We start from the raw sequence: 15,084 nt of genomic DNA on the forward strand, positions 1-15,084 counted from the left end.
CAGCAACCTCAGCCTCTTGGGGTGCACCCCCCACGAGAACAGCAGCCTCAGCATCCTCTGCGGCAACTGATCATCCGGCAACTCCATACGAAAGGGCGTAACCGAAATGGCGCTTCTCGACCTGCAGACCATGGAGGCCCCCACCGGCGGTGGCGGCGGCGGCAGCAACCTCAGCCTCCTGGGGTGCACCCCCCACGAGAACAGCAGCCTCAGCATCCTCTGCGGCAACTGACACATCGCCTGGAGCGGCCCTCATCCGGCCGCTCCAGGCCTGTTCATTCCCGGATTCCTCGGAAGGAAAACCTTCGATGTCGGAAGCCCAGGCGCCAGGCGGCCAGGTGACCGGCACCGACCAGAGCCGGACGGCGGACCGGCTTCTCCTTGAGGTGCTGCGCCGCAGTGGCCGCTGGCCCGTGGTGTACGCCGTGACCGCGCTGGCCGGCGCCGTGGTCGAGCTCCTGCTCCCCGGCGCGCTTGGCCGCGCGGTCGATATTCTCGTCACTCCCGGCGCCGACATCGCAGAAGCCCTCCTGCTCTGCGCGTCGCTCGTCGTCACGGTGGTCGCGTGCGACGCCGTGGCGGTCCTCGCGGCCGGCGCGGGCGGCGCGCAGGCCGCCCGCTGGCTCCGCGAGCGCGTCGTGCGGCACGTGCTGGCCGTCGGCCCCGCGATCTCCCGGCACTTCCCGGCCGGTGACCTCGTGACCCGGGCCGGAGCCAACACCGAGGAGGTGGGGGCCGCCCCCGAGGCGCTGATCACGGCCGTGGCCCTGCTCGTGCCGGCGGGCGGTTCCCTCATCGCGCTGGCGCTCATCGACCCCTGGCTCGCCGTGGCGTTCTCGATCGGCCTGGCCCTGATCGGGGTGGTCCTGCGCGCGTTCCTGCGGGAGGCGACGGCCGTCGCCACGGGCTACCAGGAGGCGCAGAGCGACATCGCGTCGCGGCTGATCGACGCGCTGTCCGGGGCGCGCACCATCGCCGCCGCGGGGACCGAGGACCTGGAGACCAGGCGCGTGCTGAAGCCGCTGCCGCGCCTGCGTGCCCACGGCCTCGCCCTGTGGCGCGTCAACGCCCGCGCCGGCGTCCAGGCGGCCATCGTCGTCCCCCTGCTGGAGACGGCGGTGATCGGGGTCGGCGGGCTCCGGCTGGCCTCGGGCGAGCTGAGCGTCGGTGAGCTGTTCGCGGCGGCGCGGTACGCGGTGCTCGGCGCCGGCATCGGCTCGGCGCTCGGCTACCTCAACAGGCTCGGGCGCGCCCGCTCGGCGGCAGGGCGCGTCCGGCAGGTCCTCCACGAGCCCGCCATGGCGTACGGCGGGGAGGACCTGCCCGGCGACCACGACGTCTCCGGGCGGGACGACCCGCCGGATCCGGGCAGGCCACGGGACGCCGGCCGGCACGGACCGCACGGGCGGCGGGAGCTCGGGGACGCCGGCCCGTACGGGACTCGCGGGCGGCTGGAGTTTCGCGATGTCACCGTGTGCGTGGACGGCAGGCCCGTGCTGCGCGACATCGACCTCGCCGTGCCCGGAGGCGCCGTGGTGGCCGTGGTCGGCAGGTCGGGAAGCGGCAAGTCCCTGCTCGCCGCCGTCGCCGGGCGGCTGGCCGACCCCGACGGCGGCGAGGTGCTGCTGGACGGGGTGCCGCTGCGCCGCCTCGGCCGCGCGGCGCTGCGCCGCGCCGTCGGCTACGCGTTCGAACGGCCCGTGCTCTTCGGTTCCACGCTGGCCGAGGCGATCGCCGTGGGACGCCCGCGGGAGGTGGCGAGGGCCGCCGCCGGGGCCGCGGCGGCCGACCCGTTCATCCGCAAGCTCCCCCGCTCGTACGACACGCTCGTCGACGAGGCGCCCATGTCGGGAGGAGAGCGGCAGCGCGTGGGGCTGGCGAGGGCCTTCGCGCACGGCGGGCGGCTGCTCATCCTCGACGACGCGACCTCCAGCCTGGACACCGTCACCGAATACCAGGTGGCCCGTGCGCTGACTGAGGAGCTGCGCGACCGCACGCGGCTGATCGTCGCCCACCGGGCCGCGACGGCCGCACGCGCCGACCTGGTCGTCTGGCTGGAGGGCGGGCGGATCCGGGGACGCGGCGCGCATGAGGTCCTGTGGGGGGATCCCGACTACCGCGCCGTGTTCCAGGTCGCGGAGCGGTGATGGGCCACCGCGCGGTGTTCCAGGTCGCGGAGCGGCTGTGACGGTCCGCGGCCTGCTGTGGGAGGCGCTGCGGCGGCGTCCGCGCCACCTGGTCAGGCTGCTCGGCTGGTCGTTCGCCGAGGCGGCGCCTTCGTTCGCCTCCGGCCAGGCCATCGCGCACGCGCTGGACGACGGGTTCGCCGCCGGCCGTCCGATGGTCGGCCTCGGGTGGCTGGCGATGCTGGCCACCGCCTGGCTGGCCGCGGCGGTGGGCGCGCGGCAGGTGCTCCTGGCCATCGCCGGGATCGTCGAGCCGTTCCGCGACACGCTGCTGCGGCGGGTCGTCGACGGCACGCTGCACCGGGCGGCCGCCTCGGGGGTGCGGCCGGACAGCGCCGCCGTGGCACGGCTCAACCGCCAGGTCGAGCTCGCCAGGGACTCCTTCGGCGCCGTGATCGCCGTGGTCAGGTCGTTCCTGTTCTCAGTGGTGGGGGTGGTGCTGGGCGTGCTGACGCTGATGGGCGCCGTGCTGCCCCAGGTGATCCTGCCGCTCGTGGCGGGGCTGGCGCTCTTCCTGACGTCCCTGCCGGCCATGGCGCGGCTCCAGCGGGAGCTCATCCTGGCCGAGGAGCGCACCTCGGCGTCGGTGGCCGCCATGGTGGACGGCCTGCGCGACGTCACCGCCTGCGGGGCCGAGGACCGCGTGGGCGCCGACGTCGGGCGGGACGTGGACCACCAGGCCCGTACGAGCCGGTCGCTGGCCAGGCTCACCGCCGCGAGGACGCTCTCGCTGGCCGTGGGCGGGTGGCTGCCCATCCTGATGGTGCTGGCCGCCACCCCCTCACTGGTCCGCGACGGCGCGACGACCGGGATCATCCTCGGCACGCTCACGTACGTGGCGCAGTCCCTGACGCCCGCGCTCGGCAGCCTCGTGCAGGGCGTCGGCGTCAACGGCGTGCGGCTGGTGGTGGCGCTCGAACGCATCACCAAGACGAGCGCGCGGCCGGCGGCGGCCCCGTCCGGTTCTGCGCGGATGCCGAGGGGCATGCTGCTGCGGCTGCGCGGGGTGACGTTCGCGTACGGCCCGCGCGCCGACCCGGTGATCTCCGACCTCGACCTCGCCGTGCGGGACGGCGACCATCTCGCCGTCGTCGGCCCGAGCGGGATCGGCAAGTCCACGGTGGCCGCGCTGGTCGCCGGGATCCTCGCGCCGCGCGCCGGGCGGATCGCCATCGGCGGGGTCCCCATCGAGACCCTCGACCGCGCCGCCATGTGCCGGGCCCGCGTCCTCATCCCGCAGGAGGCGTACGTCTTCCGGGGCACGCTGGGCGAGAACCTCACCTACCTGGCGGACGAGCCGTCGGTGTCGGACATCGACAAGGCGGTCGACGCGGTCGGCATGACCGATCTGGCGCGCAGGCTCGGCGGCTACGCGGCCGAGGTGGATCCGTCCGAGCTGTCGTCGGGGGAACGTCAGCTCATCGCCCTCACCCGGGCCTACCTGTCCCCCGCGAGGCTGGTCCTGCTCGACGAGGCCACCTGCCACCTGGACCCGGCGGCCGAGGCGCGGGCCGAGGAGGCGTTCGCCGCCCGCGACGGCACGCTCATCGTCATCGCCCATCGCCTCACCTCGGCCCTGCGCGCCCGGCGGGTGCTGGTCATGGACGGCACGCGGGCCCTGGTGGGCACGCACGAGGAGATGGTCGCGGCCTCGCCGCTCTACCGGGACCTGATGGGCCGCTGGGAGTCCCCGGTCGTCACCGAGTCCTGACCGACGCCACGCTCACCCAGAGAGCAAAAACCGGACATTCGGTATAAAATAGCCTTATATCACCTTGTGTAGGGGTACGTGCGTATTAACGCCGGTTGCGCCTTCCTATTCGGCGACGCAGGCCAGTCCTGCTGGAACGGAGGACAACGAGGTGAGCACACAGATGAACGAGACGCCGGGCCGGTCGTCCGACGTCGGAGCCGTACGCACGGGATCGCGGAACGCGGAACTCGTCAGCGAGCGGGGCAGGACGACGATCGCCGACACCGTGGTCGCGAAGATCGCGGGGATGGCGGCCCGGGAAGTGCCCGGGGTGTACGCGCTGGGCGCGGGAATGTCGCGGGCGCTGGGCGTCGTGCGCGAGCGCCTGACCCGGGGAGGCGGGGGCAGCACCCAGGGGGTCGCGGTCGAGGTGGGCGAGCGCCAGGCGGCGATCGACCTCGACGTCATCGTCGAGTACGGGGTGGCGATCCCGGATCTGGCGGCGGGCGTCCGCCGCAACGTGATCAACGCCGTGGAGCACCTGTGCGGCCTGGAGGTCACCGAGGTCAACATCAACGTCGACGACCTCCACCTGCCCGACGACGAGGCGGACGAGCCGCAGGAGGCCCGCGTCCGATGAGCCCTCCGACCGGCGAGGTGCCCGAGGAGCGGCTGGCGGACCGCGTCGCCCAGGCGGTCACGGCCTGCCCGGACGTCGCCTCCCTGGGCGGAGGCCCGGTCGCCACCTACCTCTCCGGCCGCACCGTGGCGGGGGTGGCCGTCCGGGAGACCGAGGTGGAGGTCGCCGTGGTCGTCCGGTACGGCCGGCCGCTCGCCGAGATCGCCGCCGAGGTACGCGACGCCGTCGGGCCTCTCGCGCCCGGACTGCCGATCCACGTACGCATCACCGACATCGGCGCGCCGGACGCGCCCCGGGGCGGCCAGAACGCCGAGACGGACGGGGAACCAGCAGAGAACGACATCGGCCCGACCGCGGACGACGCGGCCTCCCCCAGGGGACCGGGAGACACCCCGGTATCCCCGTGAGCGGCGCCGCCGGACCCGGCGAGCGCCTCTGCGCAGTGGAAGGTGAGCGATATGGATGAATCCCGCTTCTGGCCGGCGGTCGGCCTGCTGTTCGGCACCGCGCTAGGGTTCGCCGTGATCGTCGGCGGCCTGACCGCGTTCCTCATCGTGCTGGTCCTCGGCATACTCGGGTTCCTGGTCGGCCGCGCGCTGACCGGCGAGCTCGACATGAGCGGACTGCTGGGCGGCCGGAGACGTCCGTGAGCACCGAGACCCACGCTCCGGGCGGCCCCGGCCCGGATCCGGCGTCACGGGGGGGCGCCGGACCGGTGGAGGCCCGTGGGCGCACCGAGGTCTCCGACCGGGTGCTGGAGCGCGTCGCCGCCCGCGCGGTGTCAGAGGTGGACCAGATCGGCGGGGCCGCGCCCCGGCTGCTCAGCGTGCCCCTCGGGCGCGACGTGCCCGGCGGCGCTCCCAAGGTCAGCGCCCATGCCGACGGGCGGCTCGCGATCGTGCGGGTGACGCTGTCGGTGACGTATCCGGCGCCGATCCGGCAGGCCGTCCATCGCGTACGCGAGCACGTGATGTCGCGCGTCCACGAGCTGACCGGGCTGGAGGCCCGGCAGGTCGACATCGACGTCGTCCGGCTCATCCACCCGGCGGAGCAGGGAAGGCGCGTGCTGTGAACTCGCCGGAGCTCCACCACCACCCCGCGGACCCCGGAACCGCCCCGCTGAGCCTGCCCGCGGACGAGAGGGCCCAGCGGCGGGCCGCGGCCCGCGCGTTCCGTCCCCGCCGGACGGTGCCGGCGGCCGTGACCGCGTTGCTGCTGGCCGCCGCCGCGCTGGTGACCTTCGTCGGAGCGGTGGCGGCGCTGGCGCGCGGGCGGGCCCAGGTGCCGCCGCTGACCTGGCTCGGCCCCATCGGCCGTGCCCACTGGAGCGACCCCGCGGCCCTCACCACGGCCGCGGTCGCGTGCCTGCTCGGGATCTGGCTCCTCGTTCTGGCGCTGACCCCCGGAAGCCCCAGGGCGATCCCCATCGCGTCCGAGGATCCGCAGACGGTCACCGGCATCACCCGTACCGGGCTGAGCCGCCACCTCGCGACCGTCGCGGCGAAGGTGGACGGCGTGTCGCGCGCGCGGGTGCGACTTCGCCGCAACCGCGCGCACGTGACGGCCGTGACCCCGCTTCGCGACGCGAGCGAGCTTCCCGGCCAGATCACGCAGGCCGTGGTGGCGCGCCTGGAAGAGCTGCGCCCGCTGAGGCCGGTGCGCGTCCGCGTCACCGTACGCCAGAGAGGGGACTGAGCCGGTGAGCCACCACCACACCGCCCGCGCCAACCGCATCGGCCTGGCGATCGTGGGCCTGGTCCTTCTGCTGGCCGGGGCCGCCGCGCTGGCACGCGGTCTCGGGCTGCGCGTTCTCGGGCCGCGCCACGACCAGGTGGTGTCCCAGCAGGTCGCCGCCTATGCCGCCGGCCATCCGTGGTTCTGGCCCGCTCTGGCCGTCCTCGCGCTGGTGGTCGAACTGCTGGCCCTGCGCTGGTTCCTGCTCCAGGGACGTGTCGACACCATCAGGTACCTCAGCCTGGAGCCCGATCCCGGCCGCGGCGCGACGCACCTGTCGGCGCGGGCCGCCGCGAGCGCGCTTGAGGACGACGTCGAGGAGACCATGCGCGGGACCAGGCCCACGCGAGGGGAAGGGGCGCGCGGCCAGAGGGTGCGGGCCACGCTCGGCGGCGCTCCCACCGAGCCGCGTCTCTCGCTGGCCGTCGTCCTGCCCGACGAGGCCGATCCCGCCGCCGCCCGGCAGGGCGTCCACCGGGCGGTGACCCGGCTGCGCCAGTCCCTGGAAACCGAGCACCTTCCCACCGTCGTACGAATGCACACCATTCGCACCCATTTTTAGCCTTTTATCAGTTTTTAATCGCCAGCCCCGGCCGGGGGCTCAGGCGGCGTGTACGGCCTGACCAGCGAGGGAATGCGGATTAATACGACATACCGTCGAATTGGATGGAGGGGGTGTCATGGGTGCGCACGCGCGTGAAATGACTCGAACGCCGCTGCAAATGGCCGCGTTCGTCTTGGGAATCATCTTCCTCCTGATAGGAATCCTCGGCTTCATTCCCGGCATCACCACGAACTACGGGGCCATGAAGTTCGCCGGTCACCACTCGGACGCGAACCTCCTGGGCCTGTTCCAGGTGTCGGTCCTGCACAACATCGTGCACCTGCTCTTCGGCATCGCGGGCGTCACGCTCGCCCGCAGCTGGAACGGAGCCCGCAACTTCCTCATCTGGGGCGGCGTCATCTACCTGCTGCTGTGGATCTACGGCCTGCTGGTGGGCCGCAACAGCCCCGCCAACTTCATCCCGCTCAACACCCCCGACAACTGGCTGCACTTCCTGCTGGGCATCGTCATGATCGGACTCGGCTTCGCGCTGTCCCGCCGCACATCCCGCCCCGGAAGGGGCTCGTTCCCCATCTAGCGGCACCGCGTACGTCCTCACCGGGCCCTCGCCCTCGCGGCCGGGCCCGGCCGGGCGCCGATTCGTTTCCAGGTGTCTTTACGGGGATCTCGAACAGGAGTAAAACCCGGAGTGATCGCTCGTAAACCCACGCCCCCGCGAGGTGATCGCCGTGTACCAGCAGGTTCTTGATCCCGTCGCCGGTTCGCTCACCTGGAGTTCCCTGGTCGCCGCGCTGCCGCTGCTGGTGCTGTTCGTGATGCTCGGCGTGCTGCGGGTGACCGCGTGGGTGGCCTCGCTGGTGTCCCTGGCCCTCGCCGTCGTCATCGCCGTCGCGGTGTACGGCATGCCCGCCGGGCAGGCGCTGCTGGCGGGGACGGAGGGCGCGGCGTTCGGGTTCTTCCCGATCCTGTGGATCGTCATCAACGCGATCTGGGTCTTCCAGATGACCGTGGAGACGGGGCACTTCGACGTGCTGCGGCGCTCGTTCGCCCAGGTGAGCGACGACCACCGCATCCAGGCGATCATCATCGCGTTCTCGTTCGGGGCGCTGATGGAGGCGCTGGCGGGGTTCGGCACGCCGGTGGCGGTCAGCTCGGTCATGCTCATCGCCCTTGGGTTCAAGCCGCTGAAGGCGGCCGTGCTCGCGCTCACGGCCAACACCGCACCGGTCGCCTTCGGGGCCATGGCGACCCCGATCATCACGCTCGGCAAGGTGACCGGCCTGTCCAGCGACACGCTCGGCGCGATGGTCGGCAGGCAGACCCCCATCCTCGCCATCTTCGTCCCCCTGGCGCTCGTCATCATCGTCGACGGGGCGCGCGGGCTGCGGGAGACGTGGCCAGTGGCGCTGGCCTGCGGGGTCGTGTTCGCGATCGCGCAGTACGCCACCTCGAACTTCGTCTCGGTGCCGCTGGCCGACGTGGTCGCCTCCCTGTTGTCGGCCGCGGCCGTCGTCGGCCTGGTGCGCCTCTGGCGGCCGAGCCGGCCGTACACCGGGCCCGCCGTCATCGCGGGCGGCGCCGCCGACGAGCCGACCCCCGGTTTCGCCGAGCGGGTGGCCCGTCCCGACAACCGCGCGGAGACCGCACGGGCGTACGCGCCCTACGCGATCATCATCGTGGTGTTCGTGATCTGCCAGCTCCCGCCCGTGAAGAGCCTGCTCGACAGGGCGACGTTCACGGTGAGGTGGCCGGGGCTCCACCTGCTCAGCGCGAAGGGCGTCGAGACGGCCCTCCCTACGTTCACGCTCAACCTGCTGACCACGCCGGGCACCCAGATGCTCGTCGCGGGCGTCATCACCATGGCCGCGCTGCGGCTGTCGCCGCCACGGGCCCTTTCGGCGTACGGGGCGACGCTCCACCAGCTCCGCTGGGCCATCCTCACCGTGATGACCGTGCTGGCGCTGGCGTTCGTGATGAACGCCTCCGGGCAGACGATCACGCTGGGCACGTGGATGGCCGGGGCGGGGGGCGCGTTCGCGCTGCTGTCCCCCATCCTCGGCTGGCTCGGTGTGGCGGTCACCGGCTCCGACACCTCGTCCAACTCGCTCTTCGGCGCCCTGCAGGTCACCGCGGCGAGGCAGGCGGGGCTGCCCGAGGTGCTGATGGCCGCCGCCAACAGCTCGGGCGGCGTGCTCGGCAAGATGATCTCGCCGCAGAACCTCGCCATCGCGGCGGCGGCGGTCGGCCTGAACGGCAAGGAAGGCGACATCTTCCGCCGCGTCATCGTCTGGAGCCTGGTCTTCCTCATCGCCCTCTGCGCCCTGTCGGCCCTCCAGGCGTCCCCCATTCTGTCGTGGATGGTGCTTTGAACCACCAGCTTGCTCCCCCTTTGCCGGTTTTCTGGTGATATGGAGGGCGGGGGAACGCGATGCTACAGATCATCGGAGCCGGTTTCGGCCGGACGGGCACGATGTCGCTGCGGGCCGCGCTGCAGAGGCTCGGCTTCACGCCGTGCTACCACTTCACGGAGCTGCTCACCCATCCCGAGCATCTCCCCCATTGGATCTCCGCGGCCGGCGGCACGCCGGGCGCGTGGCGCGCACCGCTGGAGGGGTACGCGGCGACCACGGACTGGCCGTGCGTGGCGTTCTGGCGTGAGCTGTTCGAGGCGAACCCCCAGGCGAAGGTGATCCTCACCAGCAGGGACGCCGACACCTGGTACGAGTCCATGGCGACGACCATCTTCAGGGTCATCGCCGAGGGCGTCCCCGAACCCCCGGAGAGGTTCCGGTCGCTCCCGGACGGCGAGCGCCTGGCCGAGTTCGCCCGCGCGATCGTGGCCGGCCGCTCCTTCGGGGGCGACATAGCGGACCGGGAGCACGTCATGGCCTGCTTCGAGCGGCACAATGCGGAGGTCAGGCAGGTCGTTCCGCGCGAACGGCTGCTGGACTACCAGGTGAGCCGGGGCTGGAAGCCGCTCTGTGACTTCCTCGGCGTGCCCGTGCCCGCCGAGTCCTTCCCGCGCCTCAACGACCGCGCGGCCTTCCCCCCGGACCTCCCTGCCCGCTGACCGGCCGCGTCCCGTACCACTTGACCTGCGTCAACGTCCGGCCATGACCGGTGCCGCCCTCTTGCCGAGACGCACCGGAATCTGATGTCGTGACAATCAGGGGGAATGCCATGCTTCGCATCATCGGGGCCGGCCTCGGCCGTACGGGGACGATGACACTGAAGACGGCCCTGTGCCGGCTCGGGTTCGGGCCGTGCTACCACTTCACCGAGGTGTTCGCCCATCCCCGGCACCTGCATGACTGGGCCGCGGCGGCGAACGGCACGCCCGAGGCCTGGCGCCGGCCGCTCGAGGGGTACGTCGCGACCACCGACTGGCCGGGCGTGGCCTTCTGGCGGGAGCTGGTCGAGGCCCATCCCGACGCCAAGGTGATCCTCACGACCCGGGACACCGCCAGGTGGTACGACTCGGTGAGCAGCACCGTCTTCGCGGCCATGGCCGGGAAGTTCCCCGAGGCCGTGGAGAGGCACAAGACGTTCGAGGCCGCCGAGCAGCTGACCGAGTTCGGCCGCGCGGGGGTCGTCGGCCGCAGCTTCCAGGGAAGCATCGACGCCCGCGACCACGTCGTCGCCTGCTACGAGCACCACAACGCGGAGGTCCGCGAGAAGGTCGCCCCCGAACGCCTGCTGGACTACACGGTGAGCCAGGGCTGGGACCCGCTGTGCGGCTTCCTCGGCGTCCCCGTCCCCGACGAGCCCTTCCCCCACCTCAACGAACAGGAGACCTTCGCCGCCACCCTCCTCGAACCCCCACGCTAGGGCCGTCCACACGGGCCAACCGTAAGCGACGGTTCTTCCGTTTATTCGTCCCATGGATTGGACGAGGGCAACAGCGAAGGCTATATGGCCCCAGTTCCTCTGCGGGGACGTTCACCCACGCTGCCGCCCCCGCCTTAGGGGCGGATCTCCTTGCCAAGGGATCAACGCTTGCACATCGACAGCCTGGTCCAGCTGCGCGGTCATCGAATGGACGTAGGCCAGGCCCTTCTCCGAGCTGGATCGGCGACCACGGACCTCAATCGCCGGCCGCTGCAAGTGTCCGCCCCTTCGTGGGGTGGGCGCTCTCGTCATGTCCGTCCCCCATGCTGCCCGGTCTCGTCGGCCGTCGGCCGGCTCGGCGCCCCACTCGCGTCGGCCAGCTCGGGGCGGCACGCCGTCGTCCTCCCCACTACCCCCACCGTTAAGCGGGCCTCCGATGCGGCAGCCTGTCTGGTATTCCGCGTGCGCGACGGCCCTACATGCGAGACAGTAGCCGATTCCGAGAATTTCACGGAGGCACGATTCTTGGCGTTCAGCCACTGTTAGTGGATCGCTCCAAGTTACACTTCCTCCTCCACCGACGCCCCTTAGGAAGGTGGCTGGATTGCGCACCCCCCCGAAGCCCAAGCAGCCCAAGCCCGCGACCAAGGCCCAGAAGGGATGCGGATGCCTGCTGCTTTTCGCGGTGATGTTCGCGTTGTTTGCCGCGTGTGGCGCGATATTTGGTGACGACGCTCCGCCGTTACCGTCCCCGCTTCCGTCATCTGTCGCCACCGATCTGTTCGTGCCTGCTACCCCGACTTCTACCGCCACGCCGACGCCCAGCCCCTCCCCGACCGACGATTTCGACGGAGACGGGATCCGTGACCGTAGAGACCGCGACGCCGACGGCGACGGGGTGAATAAGTCGGTCGACCGGGACGACTTGGACCCCAGCAAAGGTCGCAAGCCGAAGCCCTCGCCGAAACCAGCGCCTCGGGAAACCGCAGACGACACCACGTCGCTCATCTCCGGGGTCAACCCAGGCGGGTTTTGCGGCAACGAGGGGGCCGTCGGGGTCAGCAATCGTGGCCGGACCTACGTGTGCCGGGACGGCCACTGGCGGCGCTGAACCCGAAGATACGCTCAACCCCCGGTATCCCGTGACCGACGCCAACCTTCTTGTTCAATGAACCTTTCCCGGTGATCGTCGATCACGCTGCGTAGCCCCTGGGGTCGTCCTCGCCTCCTGCCCCGGACATGGGTGAAGCCCCTGCTAGAACTGGTCTTTGCGAAGAGATCGAGTTCACAGCGAGAGGCTTCACTTTCCGTCCAGTATCACCTATACCGCCGTGCTCGATGTCCGCCGGGAGACCGCCCTACACCTGTCGCGCCTGCTCCAGCAGCACCGCCGGGTGATCGGCACGCGAAGGAACCTGCGAGCGCTGAGTTGCTTCAAGCAGGCCGTGATGGCGCTCCGGTGGTTTCTCCATGGCACCCGCGTCACGCAGCTGACCTGTGACAACCACGTCGGTAGATCGGCGGCCTACCGGCTGCTGCACGAGGGCATCGATGTCCTGGCGGCCCAAGCCCCGGACCTGAAGACCGCGTTGGACAGCACCGCCAAGGCCGGGCTGACGCATCTCAACCTGGACGGCACGCTGATCTACACCGACCGGATCTCCACCCCCGGGCCCAACGGCGCCGACCTTTACTGGGCGGGCAAGCACAAACACCACGGCGGCAACGTTCAAGTCGTCTCCACCCCGGACGGCTGGCCGATCTGGGGGTCGGCGGTCCGGCCGGGCCGGGAGCACGACGTGACCTGCGCCCGCACCCACGGCCTGCTGGTGGCCCTGCCGCTCACCGCGACCGAGACTCGCCTGATCACGCTCACCGACCTGGGCTACGAGGGGGCCAGGGAGGTGTTCCGGATGCCGTTCAAGAAGCCCAAGGACGGCGAACTCACCGAGGCTCAGCGCGCTTTCAACCAGCTCATACGAGGCATCCATGGGATCGGCGAACGGGCAAACACCCTGCTTAAGACCACGTTCAAAGCCTTGCGACGAGTCAGCCTCGACCCGAGCCGGATCACCCAAATAGCCGCCGCAGCCCTCGTCCTGCTTCAGCTGGAGCATGGACGGATCGTGTAAGGCGAGCACGAACCGCAACCAGCGGTTACAGGGAAAGGTTCAATGACTGCTATAGTTGATCGTCAGAATTGCCACGACTGCATGCGCATCCCCGTCAGGGCTAGTCCTATACTCGTCGCAATACTGATAATCGATGCGCGCCGAGCTGGACACCTCGTAGTGGATGGTACGTGACCATCCTTCCGCTTGCGGCTTTCCCGCCTTACCCTTCAGATAGCAAGTTTGCGCTACCGCTGAGGGTTTTCCTGGCTCTTGAGACACATGATCCCAGAACTGTTGCGCCTGTTGAAGACCTACCCGTTCAGCCAGCTGTTGGTAGTGCCGTAGAAACTTCCTGTGAACCAGCACTCGGTATTGAGGTGCGACAGATGGTCGCCCGCCAGGTCGCTGAGCCGGCGCATGAGGGCGATATGCGCTGTTACTCATTGCGGTTCGTGGACTTCGATGTAGTCGTCCGAGGTGCTCTTGCCAATGAGAACGGAGCGACGAAGGGGGTCCTCGATCTGACGCGCGGTAATACGCCACGCCTTGATGCATTCATCAAGAGCTAATGTGTCTTCGTCGGAGTGAGCAGCAACGAGAGCGTTGTGAAGGTCCTCTACGAACTCGCGAAGGTCATCAGCGTCAAATACCCGCAACCATGCGAGATCGCCGAGGTCGCTAACGTTCGGGATAGCATCTCTACGAAGCAGATCATCCAGCCGCATGTGTGCACGGGACCACCTAGCGATCTCCTGGAGCAGACGTAGGCGCCTCTCTGGGAGCATCACCAGGCTGGTCCCGTCCTTGTCTCGGACGCGCGCCAGTCCCTCACGCGCCGCTTCGAGCACTTCCGTCCGCTTGTTGGCGAGATCGGATGATTGGAAGATTAGATCAGTCATGGCACCCTCCTGTTGCCAGGATCATAGCTACAATCGTATCCGTCAAGATGCCAAGGTGCTGCAACTGGATGGTAAAGCTACACCTGGAGGTCGAGCATGGACGAGGAGAGTCCACCTTTCGACGCACGGCAAGATCGGATGTGCGAGGACCAGGCGGGGCCACGCGCTGCCTGGAAGACCTCTAGCCTCATCGGCGAGCTACAAGACGTTCTGCTCCAGCGGTTCCATTCGAACCAGGAAAAACGGGCCGAGTACCTCCGCCGCTTTGACGCCGCGTCACGCGAGCTTACTCGTCGCGGCCTCGACGCAGAGTCACTTGTCCGCTACGGCATGATGTCCGAGGTCCTAGGGCCGATGCTCGCTCTACTCTTGGTAAGTCACATTCTGCCTCGGCGTGACTCAGGCAAGGACCTACGCGACAATGGCGTCGATATCGAGGGATGGCGCCTCTTGCTCAACATACCGGACAATCAGGCCGCGCATACCTTCTCGCAGACGCATGAGGTGGTTGTGCAAGTGAGCGGCAAGATATTTCCCCCGCTTTTGAACTGGGTAAGGAATGCCGACCTAGATTCCCTATTTCAGCTCACCTTGCCAGATAGCGAGGAGTTCTGGGCGCCGGCTAGAGCAGCCAGTGACGAGGGATCACTGCGACACCAGTACAGATGGTTGGTCGAAAGGTTCACAGAGTCATATCTCAACCAGTGGTCTCTACCTAGTCTCCATTTGGAATATCGTTGGCAGCAGGATATCGATCCGATAAGCTTCCCAGCTGAAATAATGAAGGATCGAGTGCTTCCTATGCAGAAGCTCGCGGCCGAGATCGCATATCAAGCAGTCGTTAATTCAAGTGCTCTTTCCGAAACGCCAGCCGTGTCCTTTATGGGAGAATTGCAGGACCATGCCAGCACGTTGCTGCAGGAGGGGAAGTACAGCGACGCTGCCGCCCTTTTTAGGTTTGCGGTACTCCAGTGGCCTAATGACGCAAAAGCCAGGAACAATCTGGGCTTTTGCCTTCTACCCGAAGACGCGGCCGGAGCACAAGAGCCTCTCAACAGTGCAGCACGGATGGGCTATGAGCCCTACGCGATAAATGCCTACAATAGGATGTGCTGCTACCTTAAGTTGCATCAGCCAAGAACAGCTCTCGCGATCGCCAAAGAATACTGGACTGAGCGGCCGGACGAGCTTGACACGGAGGGGCTTCTATGGGAAATGACACCGGATGGCGATTTGAACCTGGCGACCAGCGCCTTGGTTCGTTTGACGATGGCACAATTGGTGATCAGTGTCGCCCGTTTGCATGGCTGGTCAGATGAAGAACAAGTTTGGACCAAAAGAGCAGTGGATTTGATCTCCATTGGCTCTAAATAGTTTGCTTGCCCGTTCGCCTATTACGTAGATCAGTTAGTGGTCTATCTTTCG

The 15,084-nt window shown here is 69.0% G+C and carries 17 protein-coding genes; 16 read left to right on the forward strand and 1 reads right to left on the reverse strand.

Annotated elements, in window-relative coordinates; all coding sequences use genetic code 11:
- The first annotated feature begins 106 nt into the window (after positions 1–106).
- The 15 genes from AB0O34_RS08835 to AB0O34_RS08905 all read left to right on the forward strand — a co-directional run bounded on the left by AB0O34_RS08835 (position 107) and on the right by AB0O34_RS08905 (position 12,778).
- The gene (locus tag AB0O34_RS08835; RefSeq protein WP_363914210.1) at positions 107–232 is read left to right on the forward strand and encodes a SapB/AmfS family lanthipeptide; all 126 of its coding nucleotides are present in this window, start codon (positions 107–109) and stop codon (positions 230–232) included.
- 76 nt (positions 233–308) lie between these two features.
- Complete coding sequence (locus tag AB0O34_RS08840) at positions 309–2,147, forward strand: ABC transporter ATP-binding protein (RefSeq protein WP_363914212.1); 1,839 nt, start codon at positions 309–311, stop codon at positions 2,145–2,147.
- A 37-nt stretch (positions 2,148–2,184) separates the two neighbouring features.
- Entirely contained in the window at positions 2,185–3,897 is a 1,713-nt protein-coding gene (locus AB0O34_RS08845) for an ABC transporter ATP-binding protein (protein ID WP_363914214.1), read from the forward strand.
- Positions 3,898–4,048: 151 nt separating this feature from the next.
- Positions 4,049–4,519 (forward strand): Asp23/Gls24 family envelope stress response protein, encoded by a 471-nt coding sequence (locus AB0O34_RS08850; RefSeq protein WP_363914216.1) that lies wholly within the window; start codon positions 4,049–4,051, stop codon positions 4,517–4,519.
- Entirely contained in the window at positions 4,516–4,926 is a 411-nt protein-coding gene (locus tag AB0O34_RS08855; RefSeq protein ID WP_363914218.1) for a hypothetical protein, read from the forward strand. The genes AB0O34_RS08850 and AB0O34_RS08855 overlap by 4 nt, the downstream gene beginning before the upstream one ends.
- 51 nt (positions 4,927–4,977) lie before the next feature.
- The gene (locus tag AB0O34_RS08860; RefSeq protein WP_363914221.1) at positions 4,978–5,169 is read left to right on the forward strand and encodes a hypothetical protein; all 192 of its coding nucleotides are present in this window, start codon (positions 4,978–4,980) and stop codon (positions 5,167–5,169) included.
- Positions 5,166–5,591: an Asp23/Gls24 family envelope stress response protein gene (locus AB0O34_RS08865; protein ID WP_363914223.1), complete on the forward strand. Its 426-nt coding sequence runs from the start codon at positions 5,166–5,168 to the stop codon at positions 5,589–5,591. Before AB0O34_RS08860 ends, AB0O34_RS08865 begins: the two co-directional genes overlap by 4 nt.
- Positions 5,588–6,214: a DUF6286 domain-containing protein gene (locus AB0O34_RS08870; protein WP_363914225.1), complete on the forward strand. Its 627-nt coding sequence runs from the start codon at positions 5,588–5,590 to the stop codon at positions 6,212–6,214. The genes AB0O34_RS08865 and AB0O34_RS08870 overlap by 4 nt, the downstream gene beginning before the upstream one ends.
- Positions 6,215–6,218: 4 nt before the next feature.
- Complete coding sequence (locus AB0O34_RS08875) at positions 6,219–6,815, forward strand: alkaline shock response membrane anchor protein AmaP (RefSeq protein ID WP_363914227.1); 597 nt, start codon at positions 6,219–6,221, stop codon at positions 6,813–6,815.
- A gap of 160 nt (positions 6,816–6,975) precedes the next feature.
- Positions 6,976–7,395 (forward strand): DUF4383 domain-containing protein, encoded by a 420-nt coding sequence (locus AB0O34_RS08880; RefSeq protein WP_363914230.1) that lies wholly within the window; start codon positions 6,976–6,978, stop codon positions 7,393–7,395.
- A gap of 151 nt (positions 7,396–7,546) precedes the next feature.
- Positions 7,547–9,187 (forward strand): L-lactate permease, encoded by a 1,641-nt coding sequence (locus AB0O34_RS08885; RefSeq protein WP_363914232.1) that lies wholly within the window; start codon positions 7,547–7,549, stop codon positions 9,185–9,187.
- 59 nt (positions 9,188–9,246) lie between these two features.
- Positions 9,247–9,888, forward strand: coding sequence for a sulfotransferase family protein (locus tag AB0O34_RS08890; protein WP_363914234.1), 642 nt, complete (start codon positions 9,247–9,249; stop codon positions 9,886–9,888).
- A 110-nt stretch (positions 9,889–9,998) separates the two neighbouring features.
- Positions 9,999–10,646 carry a sulfotransferase family protein gene (locus AB0O34_RS08895; RefSeq protein ID WP_363914235.1) on the forward strand — a complete coding sequence of 216 codons (648 nt, stop codon included), beginning with the start codon at positions 9,999–10,001 and terminating at the stop codon, positions 10,644–10,646.
- 604 nt (positions 10,647–11,250) lie between these two features.
- Positions 11,251–11,757, forward strand: coding sequence for a hypothetical protein (locus tag AB0O34_RS08900; RefSeq protein ID WP_363914237.1), 507 nt, complete (start codon positions 11,251–11,253; stop codon positions 11,755–11,757).
- Positions 11,758–11,962: 205 nt separating this feature from the next.
- Positions 11,963–12,778 (forward strand): transposase family protein, encoded by an 816-nt coding sequence (locus AB0O34_RS08905; RefSeq protein WP_363914362.1) that lies wholly within the window; start codon positions 11,963–11,965, stop codon positions 12,776–12,778.
- 422 nt (positions 12,779–13,200) lie between these two features.
- On the opposite strand, the gene AB0O34_RS08910 is transcribed toward AB0O34_RS08905, so the two are convergent.
- Complete coding sequence (locus AB0O34_RS08910) at positions 13,201–13,659, reverse strand: hypothetical protein (protein WP_363914239.1); 459 nt, start codon at positions 13,657–13,659, stop codon at positions 13,201–13,203.
- A 96-nt stretch (positions 13,660–13,755) separates the two neighbouring features.
- Here AB0O34_RS08910 and AB0O34_RS08915 point away from each other — a divergent pair, with 96 nt between their 5' ends.
- Positions 13,756–15,033: a hypothetical protein gene (locus tag AB0O34_RS08915; protein WP_363914241.1), complete on the forward strand. Its 1,278-nt coding sequence runs from the start codon at positions 13,756–13,758 to the stop codon at positions 15,031–15,033.
- The last annotated feature ends 51 nt before the right edge of the window (positions 15,034–15,084 follow it).

Source organism: Sphaerisporangium sp. NPDC088356 (genome assembly GCF_040685555.1).
Lineage (GTDB): Bacteria > Actinomycetota > Actinomycetes > Streptosporangiales > Streptosporangiaceae > Sphaerisporangium.